At 71.2% G+C, this 20,943-nt stretch carries 19 protein-coding genes; 12 read left to right on the top strand and 7 right to left on the bottom strand.

All coding sequences use genetic code 11. The annotated features are described in order from the left end of the window. Nucleotides 1-6 precede the first annotated feature (6 nt). On the top strand, nucleotides 7-201 hold the full coding sequence (locus AC07FA_RS25780) for a hypothetical protein (RefSeq protein WP_479078799.1): 195 nt from the start codon (nucleotides 7-9) through the stop codon (nucleotides 199-201). 203 nt (nucleotides 202-404) lie between these two features. Here AC07FA_RS25780 and AC07FA_RS25785 read toward each other — a convergent pair whose 3' ends face one another. After that, nucleotides 405-3,788 (bottom strand): S41 family peptidase, encoded by a 3,384-nt coding sequence (locus AC07FA_RS25785; protein ID WP_479078572.1) that lies wholly within the window; start codon nucleotides 3,786-3,788, stop codon nucleotides 405-407. A 183-nt stretch (nucleotides 3,789-3,971) separates the two neighbouring features. On the opposite strand from AC07FA_RS25785, the gene AC07FA_RS25790 reads away from it, so the two are divergent. Beyond that, the gene (locus AC07FA_RS25790; protein WP_479078573.1) at nucleotides 3,972-4,544 is read left to right on the top strand and encodes a TetR/AcrR family transcriptional regulator; all 573 of its coding nucleotides are present in this window, start codon (nucleotides 3,972-3,974) and stop codon (nucleotides 4,542-4,544) included. Between the two features lie 119 nt (nucleotides 4,545-4,663). Beyond that, a complete protein-coding gene (locus AC07FA_RS25795; protein WP_479078575.1) occupies nucleotides 4,664-6,901 on the top strand; it encodes an MMPL family transporter in 2,238 nt (745 codons plus the stop codon). A 156-nt stretch (nucleotides 6,902-7,057) separates the two neighbouring features. Here AC07FA_RS25795 and AC07FA_RS25800 read toward each other — a convergent pair whose 3' ends face one another. Continuing rightward, nucleotides 7,058-7,423, bottom strand: coding sequence for an SsgA family sporulation/cell division regulator (locus tag AC07FA_RS25800; RefSeq protein ID WP_479078576.1), 366 nt, complete (start codon nucleotides 7,421-7,423; stop codon nucleotides 7,058-7,060). A gap of 181 nt (nucleotides 7,424-7,604) precedes the next feature. Between AC07FA_RS25800 and AC07FA_RS25805 the strand changes: the two genes are divergently transcribed. The 6 genes from AC07FA_RS25805 to AC07FA_RS25830 all read left to right on the top strand — a co-directional run bounded on the left by AC07FA_RS25805 (nucleotide 7,605) and on the right by AC07FA_RS25830 (nucleotide 12,719). Further along, the gene (locus AC07FA_RS25805) at nucleotides 7,605-8,654 is read left to right on the top strand and encodes an energy-coupling factor ABC transporter permease (protein ID WP_479078578.1); all 1,050 of its coding nucleotides are present in this window, start codon (nucleotides 7,605-7,607) and stop codon (nucleotides 8,652-8,654) included. A 1-nt stretch (nucleotide 8,655) separates the two neighbouring features. Next, a complete protein-coding gene (cbiQ, locus tag AC07FA_RS25810; protein WP_479078580.1) occupies nucleotides 8,656-9,417 on the top strand; it encodes a cobalt ECF transporter T component CbiQ in 762 nt (253 codons plus the stop codon). Beyond that, nucleotides 9,414-10,172: an energy-coupling factor ABC transporter ATP-binding protein gene (locus AC07FA_RS25815; protein WP_479078581.1), complete on the top strand. Its 759-nt coding sequence runs from the start codon at nucleotides 9,414-9,416 to the stop codon at nucleotides 10,170-10,172. The genes cbiQ and AC07FA_RS25815 overlap by 4 nt, the downstream gene beginning before the upstream one ends. Further along, nucleotides 10,169-10,654 (top strand): MarR family winged helix-turn-helix transcriptional regulator, encoded by a 486-nt coding sequence (locus tag AC07FA_RS25820; protein WP_479078582.1) that lies wholly within the window; start codon nucleotides 10,169-10,171, stop codon nucleotides 10,652-10,654. The genes AC07FA_RS25815 and AC07FA_RS25820 overlap by 4 nt, the downstream gene beginning before the upstream one ends. A gap of 86 nt (nucleotides 10,655-10,740) precedes the next feature. Further along, a complete protein-coding gene (locus AC07FA_RS25825; protein ID WP_479078801.1) occupies nucleotides 10,741-11,904 on the top strand; it encodes a serine hydrolase domain-containing protein in 1,164 nt (387 codons plus the stop codon). Next, nucleotides 11,901-12,719: an SDR family NAD(P)-dependent oxidoreductase gene (locus AC07FA_RS25830; RefSeq protein ID WP_479078583.1), complete on the top strand. Its 819-nt coding sequence runs from the start codon at nucleotides 11,901-11,903 to the stop codon at nucleotides 12,717-12,719. The genes AC07FA_RS25825 and AC07FA_RS25830 overlap by 4 nt, the downstream gene beginning before the upstream one ends. Nucleotides 12,720-12,776: 57 nt before the next feature. On the opposite strand, the gene AC07FA_RS25835 is transcribed toward AC07FA_RS25830, so the two are convergent. From AC07FA_RS25835 to AC07FA_RS25855, 5 genes are all read right to left on the bottom strand, one after another. Further along, nucleotides 12,777-13,628, bottom strand: coding sequence for an EamA family transporter (locus tag AC07FA_RS25835; protein ID WP_479078585.1), 852 nt, complete (start codon nucleotides 13,626-13,628; stop codon nucleotides 12,777-12,779). Beyond that, a complete protein-coding gene (locus tag AC07FA_RS25840) occupies nucleotides 13,625-14,134 on the bottom strand; it encodes a YbaK/EbsC family protein (RefSeq protein WP_479078587.1) in 510 nt (169 codons plus the stop codon). Before AC07FA_RS25840 ends, AC07FA_RS25835 begins: the two co-directional genes overlap by 4 nt. Before the next feature lie 262 nt (nucleotides 14,135-14,396). Next, a complete protein-coding gene (locus tag AC07FA_RS25845; RefSeq protein WP_479078589.1) occupies nucleotides 14,397-14,657 on the bottom strand; it encodes a DNA-binding response regulator in 261 nt (86 codons plus the stop codon). Between the two features lie 173 nt (nucleotides 14,658-14,830). After that, nucleotides 14,831-16,465 carry a penicillin-binding transpeptidase domain-containing protein gene (locus AC07FA_RS25850; RefSeq protein ID WP_479078591.1) on the bottom strand — a complete coding sequence of 545 codons (1,635 nt, stop codon included), beginning with the start codon at nucleotides 16,463-16,465 and terminating at the stop codon, nucleotides 14,831-14,833. Nucleotides 16,466-16,570: 105 nt separating this feature from the next. After that, a complete protein-coding gene (locus AC07FA_RS25855) occupies nucleotides 16,571-18,337 on the bottom strand; it encodes a dolichyl-phosphate-mannose--protein mannosyltransferase (RefSeq protein WP_479078592.1) in 1,767 nt (588 codons plus the stop codon). Between the two features lie 53 nt (nucleotides 18,338-18,390). On the opposite strand from AC07FA_RS25855, the gene rsmI reads away from it, so the two are divergent. From rsmI to AC07FA_RS25870, 3 genes are all read left to right on the top strand, one after another. After that, complete coding sequence (gene rsmI / locus AC07FA_RS25860) at nucleotides 18,391-19,281, top strand: 16S rRNA (cytidine(1402)-2'-O)-methyltransferase (RefSeq protein WP_479078594.1); 891 nt, start codon at nucleotides 18,391-18,393, stop codon at nucleotides 19,279-19,281. 165 nt (nucleotides 19,282-19,446) lie between these two features. Next, on the top strand, nucleotides 19,447-19,815 hold the full coding sequence (locus tag AC07FA_RS25865; protein WP_479078596.1) for a hypothetical protein: 369 nt from the start codon (nucleotides 19,447-19,449) through the stop codon (nucleotides 19,813-19,815). 33 nt (nucleotides 19,816-19,848) lie between these two features. After that, the gene (locus AC07FA_RS25870) at nucleotides 19,849-20,715 is read left to right on the top strand and encodes a TatD family hydrolase (protein WP_479078597.1); all 867 of its coding nucleotides are present in this window, start codon (nucleotides 19,849-19,851) and stop codon (nucleotides 20,713-20,715) included. Nucleotides 20,716-20,943 lie beyond the last annotated feature (228 nt).

The following is a 20,943-nucleotide window of genomic DNA, read 5'->3' on the forward strand; positions in this document are numbered from 1 at the left end:
AACAGCATGGGCATCGCCGACCAGTTCAAGGACAAGGCGCAGGAGCTTGCCGACCAGGCCAAGCAGAAGAAGATGGGCGACAAGAAGGGCGAGGCGCGCGAGCGTTCGTCCGAGCAGTCGGAGCGGGGCTCGGAGCAGTCCGGGCTTCGCGACCGCGCCCAGGACATGACGGACGAGGCGCGCGAGCGCTACGACCGTTGACGTCTGCGGCTGCCTGAACCTGCGCGCTTGCGCGTCCGCGCGCCCGCGCCTGCGAAGGGCGCACCCGGCTTACCGGGTGCGCCCTTTGGCGTGCGCGGGACTGGGGTCGGGCCCCGTGAAAGACGTGGCCCGGAGACCCCACTCCTCGATCGCCGGAGGGGCTCGATTCGGCGCGCTCGTCCCGGAGGACACACGCGAAACGGTCAGCGTGGCGGCAGCGGTGGGCGGCGCAGGTTCGGTGCCGTCGCGTACGTCGGCGGCGTGGACGCCGGATGCTTCGCGAGCAGGCTCAACGCCACCCGCACCGCGTCATCCAGCACCGCGTGCCGCCCCTCCGCCCAGTCGAGCGGCGTCCGCAACGCCTCCAGGTCCGGTTCCACGCCGTGGTTCTCCACCGACCAGCCGTACGTGTCGAACCACGCCGCGTTCATCGGCACCGTGATCACCGTGCCGTCACCCAGGCGGTGGCGCCCCGTCATCCCGACCACCCCGCCCCACGTGCGCTGCCCCACCACGGGCCCCAGCTTCAGCAGCCGGAACGCGGCGGTGATCATGTCGCCGTCGGAGGACGTGGCCTCGTCGGCCAGGGCGACCACCGGACCCCTCGGCGCACTGGACGCGTACGAGACGGCCTGGGCGTTGCGTGTCAGGTCCCAGCCCAGAATCCGGCGGGTGAGCTTCTCCACGACCAGTTCACTGATGTGGCCGCCCGCGTTGCCCCGTACGTCCACGATCAGCGCCGGACGGGACACCTCGAGTCGCAGATCGCGGTTGAACTGGGCCCACCCCGAGCCGCCCATGTCGGGGATGTGCAGATAGCCGCACTTGCCGCCGCTCAACTCCCGTACTACTTCCCGGCGTTTGGCCACCCAGTCCTGGTACCGCAGCGGCCGTTCGTCGACCAGCGGAAGGACCGCGATGCGGCGTGGCCGCCCGCCTCCCGCCGGCCTGAACGTCAGTTCAACGGTCGTGCCGCCCGCCGCGGTCAGCAGCGGGAACGGCCCCGCCACCGGATCGACGGGCCGGCCGTCGACATGGGTGAGGACCGCGCCCTCCCTGATGCCCGTACCTGCGAGCGGGGAGCGCGCCTTGGAGTCCGAGGAGTCGCCGGGCAGGATGCGCTGGATCAGCCACTCCCCGTCCCGGCACACCAGATTCGCGCCGAGCAGCCCGATCGCCCGCTGGTAGTGCGGCGGGCCCTCGTTGCGGCGGGCCGGGGAGACGTACGCGTGCGAGGTGCCCAGTTCTCCCAGGACCTCGCGCAGCAGGTCGGCGAACTCGTCCGGGGACGCGACGCGTTCGACCAGGGGCCGGTACTGGTCGAGCACCGCGGGCCAGTCGATCCCGCACATGTCCGGCTCCCAGAAGTAGGAGCGGATGATCCGCCCCGCCTCCCCGAACGCCTGGCGCCACTCCGCAGGCGGGTCGACCTCGTGCAGGATGCGGCGCAGATCGAGATAGACCGTGGAGTCGTTGTCACCGGCCTCGGTCGCCGGTACGGCGCGCAGCTCGCCCTCGTCCATGACGACCAGCCGGCTCGCGTCGCCGCTGACCGCGAACCAGTCCAGGTGGTCGACGAGTTCGGTCCGCCTGGCCTTGGCGATGTTGAAGTGCTCCAGGGTGGGCCGGCCCGACATGTCGGCCGGGTTGGCGAACGTCTCGCCCAGCGCGCCGGAGATCGGCCAGCGCAGCCAGACGAGCCCGCCGCCGCTGACCGGGCACAGCGCCGAGTACTTCGACGCCGAGACCGGGAACGGCGTGACCCGGCTCTCCAGCCCCTCGAACTCGACGGTGACGGCCGCCCCCTCGCCCGTACCGCCGTCGGGGATGTCCACCGGGTCGAGCCCGCCGGCGGCCGGGCGGCCGTCCGGCAGGAGCGCGAACGGCGACGGGGTGGCCGAGGACAGCGGGACCAGATAGGGGCGGCAGCCCAGCGGGAAGGAGAGGTCGCCGGTGTGGACGTCGTACACCGGGTCGAAGCCTCGCCAGGAGAGGAAGGCGAGGTAGCGGCCGTCGCCCGTGAAGACGGGGTTCTCGTCCTCGAAGCGGCCGTTGGTGACGTCGACGATGACGGGGGAGCCGGGTCCGGTGATCCGCGCCAGTTTGATCTGGCGCAGGGACCGGCCGATGCCCGGATGCGACCAGGTCAGCCAGTGCCCGTCGGGCGAGAACGCCAGATCGCGGACCGGGCCGTTCGTGGAGCGGATCAGCTCGGTGACCTCGCCCTCGGAGGCCGGGGCGGCGGACTCGTCCACCGCCCGGACCAGATCGGCCCGGGTCGACCCGGAGCCGGGTGCCTCTTCGCCGGCCTCGGCGGCCGCCGCCTCGGCGGCCTCCACCTCCGCCGTGTCCAGGAGCAGCAGCCGTCCGTCGTTGGAAGCGATCGCGAGCCGTTCGCCCTCCGGGTCGGAGGTCATCTCCTCCACCCGCCCCAGCTGCCCCGCGGCCAGCAGCCGGGGTTCCCGGTCGCCGCTGGCCCGTGGCAGGTAGGAGATCTCGATCGCGTCGTCGCCCTCCGCGTCCGTCACGTACGCGACCCGGCCGCCGCTGCCGAGCATCTCCGGCAGCCGGACCCGGACCCCGGGGGTGTCGGTGATCGTGCGGGCGGGGCCGTCGCGGTGCGTGAGCCAGTACAGGCTGCCGCGTACGGCGACGGCGCTCGCCCGGCCCGTCTCGTCGACCGAAAGCGAGTCGACGTTGCTCGCGGCCGGCACCTGGTACGAGCGCCGCCCGGTCCGCGGCCCGCCGAGTCGTACCTCCAGCTTCCGCGGCACGGCGTCCGGCGCTTCGAGGTCGTCGACCAGCCACAGCTCGCCCGCGCACTGGTAGATGACCCGGTAGCCGTCGCTGGAGGCGTTGCGGGCGTAGAAGGCGTCGTGGTCGGTGTGGCGGCGCAGGTCGCTGCCGTCCAGCGCGCACGAGTACAGGTTTCCGACCCCCTGGTGGTCGGAGAGGAACGCGATGCGGCGCCCGACGATCATCGGCGAGTTCAGATGGCCGTCGATGTCCGGCAGCAGACGCTCGCCGTGGAGCCACAGTCGTCCCATCGCCCCGCCCCGGTACCGCTTCCACGCCGCCGGTTCGTGCGGCGGCGTGCCGGTGAGGAGCAGGGTGCGCCGCTCTCCGTCCATGTCGGCGACCGCGATGTCGGCGACCGGGCCCCAGGGCAGTTTGCCGCCGGGGCTGCCGTCGGTGGGGACGCTGTAGGCCCAGGAGAAGTACGAGAACGGCTGGTTGTGCGAGGAGACGGCGAGGATCTGGGAGGAGTCGCCGGGGTCGGGACTCCATCCGCAGACCCGGGCGTCGGTCGAGCCCCAGTAGGTGAGTCTGCGGGCGGCCCCGCCGTCGACGGGGGCCAGATGGATCTCGGGGTCGAGGGTGCGCCAGGTCGTGTAGGCGATGTGGCTGCCGTCGGGCGAGAAGCGCGGATGGCTGACCCTCGTCCGGTCGACGGTCACGCGCCAGGCGCGGCCGGGCCGGTGCCCCGCGGGGGCGAGGGGAGCGACCCATAGGTCGTCCTCGGCCGCGAAGCAGAGCAAGTCCTTGTGGAGGTGCGGGAACCGGAGATACGCGACGTCGTCACTCACCCTCCAATGCTTTCGGTGCGCGGGGCCCGCGGCAACTTGTGGTGCAGCACACAAGCGAAACGGTTTCGTTTCGCTGGAGTGCGGGAGTACGGTTCAGGTGTACGAAACGGTTTCGTTCGATGGACTGGTGATCCACTGAGGATCGCCGGACGATCGACGGACGTAGGGATGGGAGGTCGACACATGGCGCGCACCAGGCTCACGCCCGAGCGTGAGAGCGAGCTGTACGCCGCCGTCCTCGACCTGCTCCGCGAAGTCGGCTACGACGCCCTGACCATGGACGCCGTCGCCCAGCGCACGCATTCCAGCAAGGCCACCCTCTACCGCCAGTGGGGGAGCAAGCCCAAGCTGGTCGTCACCGCCCTGCGGCACAACAAGCCGGTGAGTCTCGCCGAGATCGACACCGGCTCGCTGCGTGGGGACTTCCACGCCGCACTCAGTCGTACCGACGACTGTCAGATGGAGAAGGACTCCGCGCTGATGCGGGGTCTCGGCCATGCCGTCCATGACAATCCCGATCTGCACCAGGCGCTGCGCGAGCTGCTGATCGAGCCGGAGATGACCGGTCTCGAAACGCTGCTCAAGCGGGCTGTGGACCGGGGCGAACTGCGCGCGGACAATCCGGCGCTGAAATATGTACCGCACATGCTGATCGGCGCGTTCGCCGCTCGGCAGCTGGTCGACGACCGCGCCGTCGACCAGGCGTATATCCGTGACTACTTCGATGCCGTGGTCCTCCCCGCCCTCGGCGTCTGACGTCCCCGTTCGTTTCGTACGGCCCTCTCCCCGCAGCCCCACCTGACACGCCGCTCTCGTCGTCGGGCTGGTTCCTCACGCCCATTTCCACTCCACGACCTGACCGGGAGTACGCCCCCGTGGCCACTTTCCTTTACAAGCTCGGACGGCTCGCCTTCCGGCGCCGCCGCTATGTCGCCCTTGTCTGGGTGGCACTGCTGGCGCTCGCCGGATTCGGCGCGGCCTCCGCCTCGCCCGCCACTTCGAGTTCCTTCTCGATTCCGGGTACGGAGGCCCAGAAGGCCTTCGACCTGCTGGAGCAGCGCTTCCCCGGAGGCAGCGCCGACGGCGCCACCGCCCGGGTCGTCTTCAAGGCCCCCGAGGGCGAGAAGGTGACCGACGCGGCCAACAAGGCCGAGGTCACGGACATCGTGGGTGAGCTGAAGTCCGGCTCGGACCAGGTCGCCTCGGTCGCCGACCCGTACGCGGCGAACGCCGTCAGCAAGGACGGCTCCACGGCCTACATCTCCGTCTCGTACAAGGTCAACTCCATGGAGCTGACCGACGGGACCCGGGAGGCCCTGGAAGAGGCCGGTACCTCCGCCGAGAAGAGCGGAATGACCGTGGAGATCGGCGGTGACGCGCTCCAGGTGATGCCGGAGACCGGAGCCGGCGAGATCGTCGGTGTCGCCATCGCCGCGGTGGTGCTGGTCATCACCTTCGGCTCGCTGATCGCCGCCGGGCTGCCCCTGATCACCGCGCTCATCGGCGTCGGTGTCGGTGTCTCGCTGATCACGGCCCTGGCGAACGTGCTGGACCTGGGCTCGACCACCTCCACCCTCGCGATGATGATCGGCCTCGCGGTCGGTATCGACTACGCGCTCTTCATCGTCTCCCGCTACCGCGCCGAACTGTCCGAGGGCAGGGAACGCGAGGAAGCCGCGGGACGCGCGGTCGGCACCGCCGGTTCCGCGGTCGTCTTCGCGGGCCTCACCGTCGTCATCGCCCTGGCCGGTCTGGCCGTCGTCAACATCCCGATGCTGTCGAAGATGGGCTTCGCCGCCGCCGGTACGGTCGCGATCGCCGTCCTCATCGCCCTCACCCTCGTCCCGGCGCTGCTGGGCTTCGCGGGCAAGCGGGTCATGGGACGCAAGGCGCGCAAGGCCGCCGACGCCCTGGCCGCGTCCGAGGACAAGGCCGAGCCCAAGCCGAACATGGGCACCCGATGGGCGCGGTTCGTGCTGCGCAAGCCGGTGTGGGTGCTGCTGGTGGGTGTGCTCGGCCTCGGCATCGTCGCCGTACCGGCCGCCTCGCTGGAGATGGGCCTGCCCGACGAGGGTTCGCAGCCCAAGAGCACCACGCAGCGCCAGGCGTACGACCTGCTTTCGGACGGCTTCGGTCCCGGGTTCAACGGACCGCTGCTCGTCGTCGTCGACACCGACGACAGCTCCGACGGCAAGACCGCGGTCAACCGGGTCTCGGAAGAGATCAAGGGCATCCCGCACGTCGTGGCCGTCACCCCGGCCACCTTCAACAAGGCCGGCGACACGGCGACGATCACCGTCATCCCGCAGGACCGGCCCAGCTCCGCGCAGACCGAGGAGCTCGTCCACTCCATCCGCGACGCGGGTGGTGACATCAAGCGGGACACCGGAGCCGAGGTGCTGGTCACCGGCGCCACCGCGATGAACATCGACTTCTCGCAGAAGATGAACGACGCGCTGCTGCCCTACCTGGCACTCGTCGTCGGCCTGGCCTTCCTGCTGCTGATGCTCGTCTTCCGCTCGATCCTGGTTCCCCTGAAGGCGGCCCTTGGCTTCCTGCTCTCGGTCGTCGCGGCCCTGGGCGCGGTCGTCGCGGTCTTCCAGTGGGGCTGGCTCGGCTCGCTCTTCGGTGTCGAACAGACCGGCCCGATCATGAGCATGATGCCGATCTTCATGGTCGGTGTGGTCTTCGGTCTCGCCATGGACTACGAGGTCTTCCTCGTCACGCGGATGCGTGAGGCGTACGTCCACGGGGAGTCGCCCGGCCAGGCGATCGTGACCGGCTTCAAGCACGGGGCCCGCGTGGTCACGGCGGCCGCAGTGATCATGATGGCGGTCTTCTCCGGCTTCATCAGCTCCAGCGAGTCGATGATCAAGATGATCGGCTTCTCGCTCGCCATCGCCGTCTTCTTCGACGCGTTCGTGGTGCGGATGGCGATCGTGCCCGCCGTACTCGCCCTGCTCGGCAAGCGCGCCTGGTGGCTGCCGCGCTGGCTGGACCGTGCCCTGCCCAATGTGGACGTCGAGGGCGAGGGGCTGCGCAAGGAGCTCACCGGCGCTCCCGCCGCCTCCGGCGGGGACGCGGGCGACGAGCGTGAGCTGACCCGGGTCTGACCCCGGTCGGACAGAGCTCCGGGGACCGCGTGTGAGCGGAGCGCGGCCCCCGGCGGCACCGGTTACCTGTGGGGACGGGGGACCGGAGCGACAGGAAGCCCCCGTGCGAGCGGCACGGGGGCTTCCGTCATGCGTGGGCGATTGTATGCGCGGGCGTCAGGGCTGGGGGGTGCCCGTCGCCGCCGCGGGGGCCGAGGTCGCCTCGTACGTCCGGTGCAGGAAGCGGATCAGGGGCGCGTTGTCGATCTGGAACACCTCGACACCGTCGGCCGAGCGCAGTTCCACGATGAGCTGGGCGCGCCCGCAGGGCCAGACCCGCACGTTGCCGCGTTCGATGGGGAAGCGGAGTCCGCTCTCCAGGAGGTCGCGGCCGACGGCCCAGTCCGTTCCGCTGGCGAAGGTCACGTGGACGGTCGGTGACTCTTCGGCGGTGTCGTACCGCAGGTCGACGGGGACGGGCCGGGTGAGGGGACCGTCGGTGATGAGCCGGGCTCTTGCGTGTTCTTCGATCACGGGGGACATCGGCCGGCTCCTCCTGTTTGTAGAACTTTGCACTCTAATGTCCCATATTTCATGCCAGGGGCACTCCGGAGAGGGGCTGCGCAGTTGTGACGGACCCGCTCTTGCAAGCGATGCGCAACAAGGCTCTATCATTGGTGGGTTCTGACCCCGCCCCCGGGAACGCAGGAAAGCGGAGCCTCCCATGCATGTACCCGACGGATTCATCAATGCACCCGTCTCGGCAGTAGCGGGAGTCGTCGCCGCGGGCGCGGTCGCCGTCAGCCTCCGTGGCGCCCGACGAGAACTCGATGAGCGCACCGCCCCGCTGGCCGGGCTCGTCGCGGCCTTCATCTTCGCCGTGCAGATGCTCAACTTCCCGGTCGCCGCCGGCACCAGCGGCCACCTCCTGGGTGGTGCGCTGGCCGCGATCCTGGTCGGCCCGTACACCGGAGTGCTCTGCATCTCCGTCGTCCTGCTGATGCAGGGCATCCTCTTCGCCGACGGCGGTCTCACCGCTCTCGGCGTGAACATCACGGTCATGGGCGTGGTCACGACCGTGGTCGCGTACGTCCTCTTCCGCGGCCTGACCGGGATGCTCCCGCGCACCCGCCGCTCCGCGACCGTCGCGGCGTTCGTCGCCGCGCTGGTCTCCGTACCGGCCGCGGCCTGCGCCTTCACCCTGATCTACGCCGTCGGCGGCACCACGGACATCCCCATCGGCAAGGTCCTCACCGCGATGGTCGGCGTGCACGTGCTGATCGGTATCGGTGAGGCCGTCATCACCGCGCTGACCGTCGGCGCCGTGATCGCCGTGCGCCCGGACCTGGTGCACGGCGCCCGGAGCCTCGCCGCCCCGCTCAAGCTCCGCGTCGGCGGTGAACTGGTCGACGCCCCGGCCACCGCCCCGGCCCCGGTCGCCGCCCGCTCCACCCGCACGGTCTGGGCCACCGGCCTGGTCACCGCGCTCGTCCTCGCCGGGTTCGTCTCCTTCTACGCCTCCGCGAGCCCCGACGGCCTGGAGAAGGTCGCCGCGGACAAGGGCATCGACGCCAAGGCCGAGGAGCACGCCGCCGCGGACTCCCCGCTCGCCGACTACGGCGTCAAGGACGTCACCGACGCCCGCCTCTCGGGCGGCCTCGCCGGAGTGATCGGTGTCGGCGCCACGGTGGCCGTCGGCAGCGGGGTCTTCTGGGTGGTCCGCCGCCGCCGTCAGGACGAGCCGGTAGACGCCCGGGTCACGGAGACCGTCTGACATGGGCGCGGGCCACGCTCACAAGCTCTACCGGCACGCCCACTCCCCGGTCCACGAGCTGCCGCCGCACTGCAAGCTCGCCGCCGTCTTCGGGTTCGTGCTCGTCGTGGTCTCCACACCCCGCGAGGCGGTCTGGGCCTTCGCGCTCTACGCGGCGCTGCTCGCCACCGTCGCCGCGGTGGCCCGTATCCCGGCCGGATTCCTGCTGAAACGGCTGGTCATCGAGGTGCCGTTCGTGGCCTTCGCCCTGCTCATGCCGTTCGTGGTCCCCGGCGATCAGACCGAGATCCTCGGTGTCTCCGTCAGCGTCCCCGGCCTCTGGGGCGCCTGGAACGTCCTGGCCAAGGGCACCCTCGGCGTCGCCGCCTCCGTGATCCTGGCCTCCACCACCGAGCTGCGGTCCCTGCTGCTCGGCCTCCAGCGGCTCAGACTGCCTCCGCTGCTCGTCCAGATCGCCTCCTTCATGATCCGGTACGGCGACGTGATCACCGGCGAGATGCGCCGGATGTCGATCGCCCGCCGCTCCCGGGGCTTCGAGGCCCGTGGCGTACGCCAATGGGGTGTCCTGGCCAAGTCGGCGGGCGCCCTGTTCATCAGGTCGTACGAGCGCGGCGAACGCGTCCATCTCGCGATGGTCAGCCGCGGCTACACCGGCACCATGCCGGTCATCGACGAGGTGACGGCCTCCCGCACCCAGTGGGCGTACGCCGGCGCACTCCCCCTGCTCGCCCTCGCTATCTGTCTGCTGGGATGGACCGTATGACCCTGCCCCCCGCCTCTCTTCACGTCAGCGGTCTCGCCTACGCCTACCCCGACGGACACCAGGCGCTCTTCGGCGTCGACCTGACCGTGGAACGCGGCGAGCGTGTCGCGCTGCTCGGCCCCAACGGCGCCGGCAAGACCACCCTCGTACTCCACCTGAACGGCATTCTCGACGCGGGCGCGGGGACCGTCCGGGTCGCCGGGCTCCCCGTCGAGAAGCGCAACCTCGCGGAGATCCGCCGCCGCGTCGGCATCGTCTTCCAGGACCCCGACGACCAGCTGTTCATGCCGACCGTCCGCGAGGACGTCGCCTTCGGGCCCGCCGCCTCCGGACTGCGCGGCCCCGAGCTGGAGGAGCGCGTGCGCACCGCCCTGAAGCAGGTCGGTATGGAGGAGTACGCGAACAGGCCCCCGCACCACCTGTCCTTCGGGCAGCGCCGCCGCGTGGCCGTCGCCACCGTCCTGGCCATGGAGCCGGAGATCCTCGTCCTGGACGAGCCCTCCTCCAATCTGGACCCGGCGTCCCGCCGCGAACTCGCCGACATCCTGCGCTCCTTGGACGTCACCGTGCTGATGGTCACCCACGACCTGCCGTACGCCCTGGAGCTCTGCCCGCGCGCCGTCATCCTCAGCGACGGCGTGATCGCCGCCGACGACCGTACGCAGGATCTGCTCGGCGACGCGGAATTGATGCGGACGCACCGCCTGGAGTTGCCGTTCGGTTTCGACCCGCGCTCCGTGACAATGGGCGCGTGACCCAGGACGCTCCCGACACCGCCGCGCGCGGCCCGCACCCGCCGGCGCCCTCGCTCCTCCTCGACGACCAGCTCTGCTTCGCGCTGTACGCGGCCCAACGGGCCGTCACCGCCGCCTACCGGCCGCTGCTCGACGAGCTCGGCCTCACCTACCCGCAGTACCTCGTGATGCTCGTCCTGTGGGAGCGCGGTGAACTCCCCGTCAAGGAACTGGCCCGCTCCCTCCACCTCGACTACGGCACCCTCTCGCCCCTCCTGAAACGGCTCGAAGGCGCCGGTCTCGTACGCCGCGTGCGCTCGGCCGCCGACGAACGCTCCGTGCTCGTCGAGCCCACCGGCGACGGCGCGGCGCTGCGCGAGCGGGCGGCCTGCGTGCCCGGCGGACTGCTCGACGCCGCCGGAATGGCTTCCGCCGAAGTGGCCGAGCTCCGCACCGAACTGCACCGGCTGACGGCCCGCCTGGAGCACCCGGGGGAGCACTGAGCGACCGGCTTGTTCACGGCCCCGGCACATCGGTCACCTGCGGCGCGATGCACCATGGGGGGATGAGCGGGAGTGCGGGAGCAGGCGTGGATGTACGGGGCACGGTGTCGCCCGGGTTCGAACCGGTAAGGGACGCTTTCGTCCGCAACTTCGAGCAGCGGGGCGAGCGCGGGGCGGCGGTCACCGTCTACCGGCACGGCCGCAAGGTCGTCGATCTGTGGGCCGGTACGAGAGATGTCGACGGGGCCGAACCGTGGGCCGTCGACACCGTGCAGGTCGTCCGCTCGGCGGGCAAGGGCATCGCCGCCGCCGTACCGCTGCTGCTGCACCAGCGCGGCCAGCTCGACCTGGACGCCCCGGTCGGCACGTACTGGCCGGAGTTCAAGGCCAACGGCAAGGAGCGCGTCCTCGTACGCCACCTCCTCGCCCACCGGGCCGGGGTCCCCGCGCTCGACCGGCCCCTGACCCCGGCCGAGGCGGCCGACGGCACCTCGGGGCCGCGGGCGGTGGCCGCCCAGCGCCCCCAGTGGGAGCCCGGCACCGAGCACGGCTACCACGCCCAGACGTACAGCTGGCTCGTCGGCGAACTGGTGCGCCGGGTCACCGGGCGTACCGTCGGGCGCTGGATCGCCGAGGAGATCGCCCGCCCCCTCGGCCTGGACTTCTGGTTCGGCCTCCCGGCCGACGAGGCCCACCGGATCGGCCGGATCGGTCCCGTCGAAGCCCCGGTCGCCGAGGGGAACGGCGGCGCGTTGCGCCTGCGCCCCAAGCGGTCCGTCGTCGAGGCGTACCGCGACCCGGACTCCCTCACCCGCCGCGCGTTCGGTGCGATCGACCCGCTGCCGGACGAGAACGACGCCGTCTACCGCGCCGCCGAACTCCCCGCGTCCAACGGCATCGCCACCGCCCGCGGACTGGCCCGCTGTTACGCCGCGATGATCGGCGAGGTCGACGGCCACCGCCTGTTCGCGCCGGCCACACTCACCCTGGCCCGCACGGAGGAGTCGGCGGGCCCGGACCGGGTCCTGGTCGTCAGCACCCGCTTCGGCCTCGGCTTCATGCTGCACGGCCCGGCCGCCCCGCTCCTGGCCCCCGGCTCCTTCGGCCACCCCGGACGCGGTGGTTCCCTGGGCTTCGCGGACCCCGAATCGGGCATCGCCCTCGGCTATGTGACGAACGGTCTGCAGAAGGGAGTGACCGCCGACCCCCGTGCCCAGGCACTGGTCAGAGCAGTACGGTCGGCTCTATGACTCCTCCTTCCCCGGCCGTCGCACGGTTCGATGGATACGCCGTACTCATCACAGGAGCGGGCCAGGGCATCGGCGCGGCAACGGCCCGCCGCCTGGCATCGGAGGGCGCCGCCGTCCTGGTCACCGACCTGGACGCCGCCCGCGCCGCGCACACCGCGAGGGAGATCCGGGAGGCCGGCGGCACCGCCGATTCCCTGCCCTGCGACGTGGGCGACCGCGCGGCCGTCGAGGCGGCCGTCGCCCACGCGGCCGCCGCTTTCGGCCGCCTGGACGTCCTGGTCAACAACGCCTGCTCGGCCAGTGCGGACGCCCCGCTCTTCGAGGACGAGACCGACGAGGTCTGGCAACGCGACCTGGACATCAGCCTGTCCGGCCCCTTCCGCTGCTCCCGGGCGGCACTGCCCCACCTGGTGGCCTCCGGCCGGGGCGCGATCGTCAGCATCGGCTCCGTCAACGGCGAACAGGACTTCGGCGGCCACGCCTACAGCGCCGCGAAGGCGGGCCTGGCCGGTCTGACCCGTACGCTGGCGGGCCACGCGGCCCCGCGTGGCGTCCGCGTCAACCTGGTCTCTCCCGGCACGGTCCGCACGGACGCCTGGGCGGGCCGGGAGGCCCAACTCGACGCGCTGAGCGAGCTGTACCCCCTGGGACGGGTGGGCGAGCCGGACGACATCGCCTCGGCGGTCGCCTTCCTCGCCTCGCGTGACGCGTCCTGGATCACCGGCACGACGCTGCGCGTGGACGGCGGCCTGCTGGCCGTGAACACGGCTTTCCGGCAGGTGTCCTCGGAGCACCCGGCGCGGCAGGAGCGGTAACCGCGGGCGCCTGAGCGGGACGCGATCCCGGACGTGGTCCTGACTGCGTCCCGGGGGTCAACTCGTGTGCAGCATCAGGCCGATGCCGACCACCATCAGGCCGGCCGCCGCGATCCGCGGGGCGCCGAAGCGTTCCTTGAAGAACAGGGTGCCGATCGCGGCCCCCACGATGATCGACGATTCGCGCAGGGCCGCGATGGGGGCGAGCGGGGCCCTGGTCTGGGCCCACAGGACCAGGCCGTACGCCGTCACCGACAGCGCCGCGCCGATCAGCCCCCGCACCGCGAACGGCCTGAGCTCGACCAGGAGTCGCGCCCGGCGCCGGTACAGCGCGTACGCCGGAATGGTCAGGCCCTCCAGGACCATCAGCCAGGCGATGTAGCCGAGCGGGGTGCCGGAGGCGCGTACCCCGACGCCGTCGACGACCGTGTACCCGGCGATCGCCAGGCCCGTCGCGACGGCGGCGGTCAGGGCGGCCCAGTGCGGGCGGCTCCCCGAACCCCGGATGCCCCACAGGGCGAGCCCGACCAGTCCGGCGGAGGCGACCACGACGCCCGCCGTTGCCCAGCCGTCCGGGACCTCGCCGACGAACACGGCCGCGAGGACCGTCACCACCAGGGGGGCCGTACCGCGCGCGATCGGGTACATCTGGCCGAAGTCGCCGAGCGTGAACGAACGCATCAGCAGCAGCATGTACGCGACGTGCAGCACGGCGGAGACGATCAGATACGGCCAGGCGGCCGCCGCCGGAAACGGGACGAAGCCCGCGGCCGCCGCGCCGATCAGTACGCCGCCCCCGGAGATCAGGGTGAAGGAGAGGAGCTGGTCCTTGATGGCATGGGCGATCGCGTTCCAACTGGCGTGAGTGATCGCCGCGGTCAGGACGGCGAGGGCGACCAGCGGCGTCACTTCGTCTGCTCGCGCACGTCCACGAGGGTGCCGCCCGCGTGCCCGATCAGTGTCTTCGGATCGAGGGGGAAGACGGTGTACGGCGTGCCCGCCGCGGCCCACACCACGGCGTGGTCGAGCAGCGCGCGGTCGGCCAGGACCCGGGTCTTCGTGCGGTGGCCGAAGGGCGGTACGCCCCCGATCGCGTACCCGGTGGTCTCCCTGACCAGGTCGGCCCTCGGGCGGGTGACCTTCGCCGCGCACAGTTCGCGGCGCACCAGTTCCACGTCCACCCGCGAGGAACCGTCCATCAGGACGAGGACCGGTACGCCGTCGGCCTCGAAGATCAGCGACTTCACGATCGCGCTGAGCTCGCAGCCGATCGCCGCGGCGGCCTCCGCCGCGGTGCGGGTCGCCTCGGGGAAGCGGCGGACCTCGACCTCCAGGCCGAGTTCACGCAGGGCCTCGGCGAAGCGGGGGTGGGCCTCGGAAGGGGTGGCGGCGGGAGTGGTCTCGGGAGTGCTCATGCCCGCACGCTAGCGGTCGGTGTACGGCGCATGCGACACGGTTCCGGACTGTGGGCGGCCGGGCCGCCCACCCGCGTCCCCGGGGGTTTCTTTCGGGCAATCGCACCCAGCGCGGGGTCTTACGCATCTGGAGATCCCATGGAGGTACGCCCATGAAAAAGCTTTGCCGAACGGCAATCGTCGCCACTCACCGCTTTGGGGACGGCGGTTTTCGAAACGCCTGCCCCGGTGCTCGGTCATACGAATTCCAGGGCTGGCGTAATTACGCCTGGACCGTGCCGTCGAGAGCGATATCGCGTGCCGGCTCATGGCGGTTCCCGCCCAGCAGACCGGATTCCTGTGCATGGGCTCCGAGGGCGAACCGGCCGGTGACTTCCCAGCGTCGCATGAGGTCGTGCACCCTTCGCTGGACGGTGCGATGGCCCACGCCGAGCCGGCGGGCGATGGTTGCGTCATTCACACCCTCGTGCAGCATGCACAGGATGCGTAGTTCCGTGTCGTCGATATCCGGTACGCCAGACATATGCCCCCCCAGGCCAACCACGCCATTCACTGGTCGATACCTATTCTAGGAGTCGAGATCACGCCGCGACAGCCGAATAAATCCCACCGGATAGAGCAAAAGCGGGCGGGAGCATCGGCATGACGATGCCGTAACTCCCGCCCGCAGGGCCGAAAACCGCCCTCCGCGTACCGTCAGGAACCGGCCCGCAGTACCGCCGCCACCACCGGGCCCGCCGCGTCTCCGCCGTGGCCGCCGGACTGGACGACCGCGGCCGCCGCCAGGTCGTTGCTGAATCCGGTGAACCAGCTGTTGGACATGCCCTGTCCGTCGACCTCCGCCGAGCCCGTCTTGGCGCCCTTGTCGCCGCCGACCGAGGCCATCGCGGCCTTGCCGGTGCCCCAGGCCGCCGTCGCCCGCATCATGCTGTTCAGCTGATCGGTGACGTGGCCGGGGAGCGAGCGGGACGCGACGGCGAGCTGCCGGCCGTCCAGGGACTGCGGCACGATGACCGGCTGGCGGAAGGTGCCGGTACGGGCGGTGGCCGTGATGGACGCGATGTTGAGGGCGTTCATCTGGACCGTGCCCTGACCGATGTACTGCGCCGCCGCCTCGCCGCCGACCTCCTCGGGAATGCTGCCGTCGGTCGAGAAGATGCCGGTCTTCCAGTCCAGCCCGATCCCGAAGACGTCCCGCGCCTCCTTGCCGAGCGCCGAGTCGTCGTCCACCTCGTCGATCCGCTTGATGAAGGCCGTGTTGCAGGAGCGGGCGAAGCTCGTCGTGAACGTGTCGGTGTCCGGGAGCGAGAAGTAGTCCAGATTGTGGAAGGTGTTGCCCTCGTAGAGCACTTCCCTGGGGCATTCGATCGGGCGGTCCGCCGAGGCGACGCCCTTCTCGATCAGCATCGCCGCGGTCACGATCTTCAGGGTGGAGCCGGGTGCCTGCTTGCCCTGCATGGCCGCGTTGAAGTCGGTCACCGGGTTGTTGGCGACCGCGCTGATCGCGCCCGTCGAGGGCTGGACCGCGACCACCGACGCCTGGGTGAACTGCTTCACCGCGCGCTCGGCCGCCGCCTGGGCGCCGGCCTCGATCGTGGTGCGGAGCCTGCCGGGCTTCCCCTTCGTCAGGGTCAGCAGCGTCGTCTTCGGCACCAACGCGTCGGCGGGCTCGATCCACGTCTCGACGCCCGCCGTGCCGCCGCTCTTCGCCCCGTACTTCTCCCGCAGCGTGGCCAGCACCGGCGCCAGCGACGGGTACGTCTCCGGGTCCAGGACCTTGTCGTTGCGGTCCACGGCCTCGATCTGCGGCGTCGACGACTGGCCCGTCCGCAGCGTGGCCCCCTCGGTCAGCTGCGGGTGGATCACCGCGGGCTCCCAGTCGACGAGCGCCTTCCCGCTGGTCAGTCCGCGCACCACGGTCAGTTCGGAGGCGTACGACAGGGTCTTCGTCCTGCCCTCGTACGAGATCTTCGCCTTCACCGTGTACGGCACCTTCGCGCCGATCGCCGGGCCCGGCGTGATCACGGCCCCGGTGACATGGGCGTCCGTGGTGTAGCCGGCGAGCAGCGGTTGCGCGTCCGCCTCGTTGTTGGTGAGCAGAGCCGCGGCCGTCGCGTCGCCGGCCGCCCACGCCTTCAGGAACGCCTTCGCGGTCCCGGCTGTCTCCGCCGCGCTGGGCGGCCCCGACCGTACCTCCGACGAGGTGCCCGTGGCCTCCAGCCCGCTCTCCGGGCCGCCCGCCCCGACCACGGTGTACGCGCCGTAGCCGACGCCGCCGGCCACCAGCAGGAACGCGCCGCCGATGACGGCGACCTTTGCTCCACTGCGCATCGTGCAGTCCCCTCCCCAGGAGTTCCCCTTGAACACGTTCAAGGGGAATTTCCCGGCACTCTACGGGAGGGCGGGGAGGATGGGGCGGCTGTTATGGGACCGGGATCAGACCCATGTATCCAGCCACATCCGGTCGCGCCAGGAGTTCTCCGGGATGGACGTGCCCGTGTACAGCGGCCAGAAGTAGACGAAGTTCCAGACGATCAGCAGCACCAGCACACCCGCGGCCACCGCCCCCAGCGCCCGCCGGCGGTCACCGGACGGATCGCTTGTGGGCAGGGCCGGGCCCGCACCGGACCGTGCCCCCGCGGCGGGTCCGATCATCGCGCCGATCATCATCGTCACCGCCAGACACAGGAACGGCACGAACACGACCGCGTAGAACAGGAAGATCGTCCGCTCCTGGTAGAAGAACCACGGCACCCAGCCCGCCGCCACCCCGCACGCGATCGCGCCCGCCCGCCAGTCACGCCGGAAGAACCACCGCCACAGCACGTACAGCAGCGCGAAGCACGACGCCCACCACAGCAGCGGCGTGCCGATCGCCAGCACCTCGCGCGCGCACTTGCCGGTCGCCGACGCGGCACAGCCCGCCTGCTCCTCGTAGAAGTACGAGACGGGCCGGCCGAGCACGATCCAGCTCCACGGATTGGACTCGTACGTGTGCCCGGAGGTCAGCCCGACATGGAACTCGTACACCTGGTACTCGTAATGCCACAGGCTGCGCAGCCAGTCCGGCAGCCAGGTGAAGGAGCCGCCCCTGCCCTCCGTCGCGGCCCAGTTCCGGTAGTACCCCTTGTCCGTGACGATCCAGCCCGTCCACGACACGAGATACGTCCCGATCGCGACCGGCACCGTCGAGACGAACGCGGGCACCAGATCCCGGCGCAGCACCGCCGAGTACGGCTGCACCGCACCCGCCGTGCGCCGTGCGCCCACGTCCCACAGCACCGCCATCACACCGAACGCGGCCAGGATGTACAGACCGTTCCACTTGGTGGCGAAGGCCAGTCCGAGCATCAGGCCCGCGGCGATCCGCCACGGCCGCCACCCCAGACGCAGGGTCTCCGCGATACGGGCGTCGGGGCGCAGCACCCCGTCCTCGTCGGCCGGCAGCGCGGCCGCCAGTCTCCGGCGCGCCCAGTCCCGGTCGGTCACCAGACACCCGAAGGCGGCGAGCACGAAGAACATCAGCACCAGGTCGAGCAGCGCGGTGCGGCTCATCACGAAGTGCAGCCCGTCCACCGCGAGCAGTGTGCCCGCCAGGCAGCCCAGGAACGTGGAGCGGAACAGCCTGCGGCCGATCCGGCAGAGCATCAGCACGGACAGCGTGCCGAGCACCGCCACCATGAACCGCCAGCCGAACGGGGTGAAGCCGAAGAGCTGCTCACCCGCCCCGATGATCCACTTGCCGACCGGCGGATGCACGACGTAACCGGGCTCCACCGGGATCGGCACCTTCGAGGGATCGGCAAGGATCGACTTGTCGATGTCCTTGGGCCAGGCCCCCTCGTACCCCTGGTTGACCAGCGCCCAGGCGTCCTTCGCGTAATACGTCTCGTCGAATATCACCGCGTCCGGCTTGCCCAGATTCCAGAACCGCAGCACCCCGGCGACCAGCGCCACCAGCAGCGGCCCGCCCCACGCGGCCCAGCGGACCAGATGGCCGGCCAGGGTGGGCGGCACCCCGAGCACCGCCCAGAAGCGGCGTCCGGGACGCGTGTACGGCGGTACCAGCCGCTCACGCAGCCCTGTCTCCGGCCGGGGCACATGGCCGAAGCGGCGCAGCCGCTGCTGCCAGGCAGGCGGCGGTGCGCCGCAGGTGTCCCCGGCGTCTTGGCCCTGCTGGGCTTCGGGCGCTGTACTCGTCACCGCGCCATCGTAGGGAACGCATCTGTGCGAAGGGTGCCGCCCGTGCTGGGAGGATGGCTCATGTGACTGGATCGACTGGAACGCTGGTACTCGCAGGGACCCCCATCGGCGATGTGGCGGACGCCCCGCCACGACTCGCCACCGAGCTGGCGACGGCCGACATCGTCGCCGCCGAGGACACCCGGCGGCTGCGCCGCCTCACCCAGGCGCTGGGCATCCACACCACGGGGCGTGTCGTCTCCTACTTCGAGGGCAACGAAACGGCGCGTACGCCCGAACTCGTCGAGGCACTGACCGGCGGCGCCCGCGTCCTGCTCGTGACCGACGCGGGGATGCCGTCCGTCTCCGACCCGGGCTACCGGCTCGTCGCCGCGGCCGTGGAGAAGGACATCAAGGTCACCGCCGTGCCGGGCCCCTCGGCCGTGCTGACCGCGCTCGCCCTCTCCGGCCTGCCCGTGGACCGTTTCTGCTTCGAGGGCTTCCTGCCGCGCAAGGCGGGCGAACGCCTCGGCAAGCTCCGCGAGGTGGCGGGCGAACGCCGCACGATGGTCTTCTTCGAGGCCCCGCACCGGCTCGACGACACCCTGGCGGCGATGGCCGAGGTGTTCGGCGCGGACCGGCGGGCCGCCGTGTGCCGCGAGCTGACCAAGACGTACGAGGAAGTGAAGCGCGGCCCGCTCGGCGAGCTCGCCGTCTGGGCGGCGGAGGGTGTACGCGGCGAGATCACCGTCGTCGTCGAGGGCGCGACGGACTCGGGCGACGAGGGCCTGGACGCCGAGGAGCTGGTGCGCAGGGTGCAGGTGCGCGAGGAGGCGGGGGAGCGGCGCAAGGAGGCCATCGCCGCGGTCGCCGCCGCGGCGGGCGTTCCCAAGCGCGAGGTGTTCGATGCGGTCGTGGCGGCAAAGAACGCGGCTCGAACTGCCCCCGCCAAGGGCAAGGACTAACCTGAAAGGCAAAGCCCGAGCCGCGTACCGGGCCTCTTGGCCATGAGACGGCCAAGACCGCTCCAACACTCGTCCCGACCTGGTGCGCTCCCGCCGGGAAAGGCGTCCACTGGATGGTGCGACGCATTCCCCGGAGTGCTTGTCCGACGGACAAGAGGAGCAGGCATGAGCGAGATCGCAGCAACCACCGTGCATGAGGCGTACGCGTTCGCCTGCATGCGGTGTGGATACGGCTGGGAACAGGCGTACGAGATAGAGCACCACGTCGACGGTTCCGGCAACGCCTTCGTCGTCTACAAGGCGGACGGGCAGCGTGTGCCCTCCCCGCTGTCCACGCCGTCCTGCGCGAACTGCGGCGGGCACGTCGTCCGGATCATGCGGTCCGGCCGGGTCTCGACCGTTCAGCAGTTGCTCCACCACGAATTTCCCGAGGGGATCGCGTCGGCCCCCGAACCCGTCTCCGAGCCCGTCCCGGCGGAGCCGGAACACCACTGGAGCTTCTCCCACCTGCTGCACCCCTTCCACCGCAAGTGAGCCGGTGCCCATGATCCTCGTACGATCGTGGGCATGAGCCGTACGGAAGCCCCGCCGCTGCCCGAACCCCTCCGGGTGCCGGTCGCCGATTCGCACACCCACCTCGACATGCAGGACGGCACCGTCGAGGAGGCCCTGGCCAGGGCCTCCGCCGTCAACGTGACGACCGTGGTCCAGGTCGGCTGCGACGTCGCCGGTTCGCGCTGGGCCGCCGAGACGGCGGCCGCCCACGCCGCCGTGCACGCCTCCGTCGCACTTCACCCCAACGAGGCGCCCCGCATCGTGCACGGCGACCCGGAGGGCACCGCGCGCCAAGGAGTCCGGGAGCCGGGCGGGAAGGCCGCGCTCGACGAGGCGCTCGCCGAGATCGACGCACTGGCCGCCCTCGACCACGTACGCGGCGTCGGCGAGACCGGCCTCGACTACTTCCGTACAGGCCCCGAGGGCATGGCCGCGCAGGAGGAGTCCTTCCGCGCGCACATCGAGATCGCCAAGCGCCACGGCAAGGCCCTCGTCATCCACGACCGCGAGGCACACGCGGACGTGCTGCGCATCCTCGCGGACGCGGGCGCCCCGGAACGGACCGTCTTCCACTGCTACTCGGGCGACGCCGACATGGCCCGGATCTGCGCGGACGCCGGCTACTTCATGTCCTTCGCGGGCAACGTCACCTTCAAGAACGCCCAGCCGCTGCGCGACGCACTGGCCGTCGCGCCGATGGAACTGGTGCTGGTCGAGACGGACGCGCCCTTCCTCACCCCCGCCCCGTACCGCGGACGGCCCAACGCGCCCTACCTCATTCCGGTCACGCTCCGCGCGATGGCCGAGGTGAAGGGCGTCGGCGAAGACGCCCTGGCGGCGGCGATCTGCGACAACACGGCACGCGCGTTCGACTACTGAGCGGCTACCGGGGGCACTGCCGAACAGCGACACGGCCACTCCGCACAGCCGTATCGCTTTGGAGAGTCGTCGAAGCTCCGCTATCGTCCCCGCGCATTCGGGTCGCAGGGACCTATCTTCTGGAGCGTCGTGAGCAATTCGCAGGGCAGTCACCGTGCAGCGCGCGGCCGTCGGCGCGCGCCGGCCGCACCCGTCGCCGTCGCGTCCCCCGCCCCCCTCCCCGCCTTC

This window comes from Streptomyces sp. NPDC045968, from assembly GCF_056430475.1.

Coding starts and splice junctions, on each gene's coding strand:
- AC07FA_RS25780 (WP_479078799.1), top strand. CDS start 7: ATGGGCATCGCCGACCAGTTCAAGGACAAGGCGCAGGAGCTTGCCGAC.
- AC07FA_RS25790 (WP_479078573.1), top strand. CDS start 3,972: ATGGCGCGCACCAGGCTCACGCCCGAGCGTGAGAGCGAGCTGTACGCC.
- AC07FA_RS25800 (WP_479078576.1), bottom strand. CDS start 7,423: ATGTCCCCCGTGATCGAAGAACACGCAAGAGCCCGGCTCATCACCGAC.
- AC07FA_RS25805 (WP_479078578.1), top strand. CDS start 7,605: ATGCATGTACCCGACGGATTCATCAATGCACCCGTCTCGGCAGTAGCG.
- cbiQ (WP_479078580.1), top strand. CDS start 8,656: ATGGGCGCGGGCCACGCTCACAAGCTCTACCGGCACGCCCACTCCCCG.
- AC07FA_RS25815 (WP_479078581.1), top strand. CDS start 9,414: ATGACCCTGCCCCCCGCCTCTCTTCACGTCAGCGGTCTCGCCTACGCC.
- AC07FA_RS25830 (WP_479078583.1), top strand. CDS start 11,901: ATGACTCCTCCTTCCCCGGCCGTCGCACGGTTCGATGGATACGCCGTA.
- AC07FA_RS25840 (WP_479078587.1), bottom strand. CDS start 14,134: ATGAGCACTCCCGAGACCACTCCCGCCGCCACCCCTTCCGAGGCCCAC.
- AC07FA_RS25845 (WP_479078589.1), bottom strand. CDS start 14,657: ATGTCTGGCGTACCGGATATCGACGACACGGAACTACGCATCCTGTGC.
- AC07FA_RS25850 (WP_479078591.1), bottom strand. CDS start 16,465: ATGCGCAGTGGAGCAAAGGTCGCCGTCATCGGCGGCGCGTTCCTGCTG.
- rsmI (WP_479078594.1), top strand. CDS start 18,391: ATGGCTCATGTGACTGGATCGACTGGAACGCTGGTACTCGCAGGGACC.
- AC07FA_RS25865 (WP_479078596.1), top strand. CDS start 19,447: ATGAGCGAGATCGCAGCAACCACCGTGCATGAGGCGTACGCGTTCGCC.
- AC07FA_RS25870 (WP_479078597.1), top strand. CDS start 19,849: ATGAGCCGTACGGAAGCCCCGCCGCTGCCCGAACCCCTCCGGGTGCCG.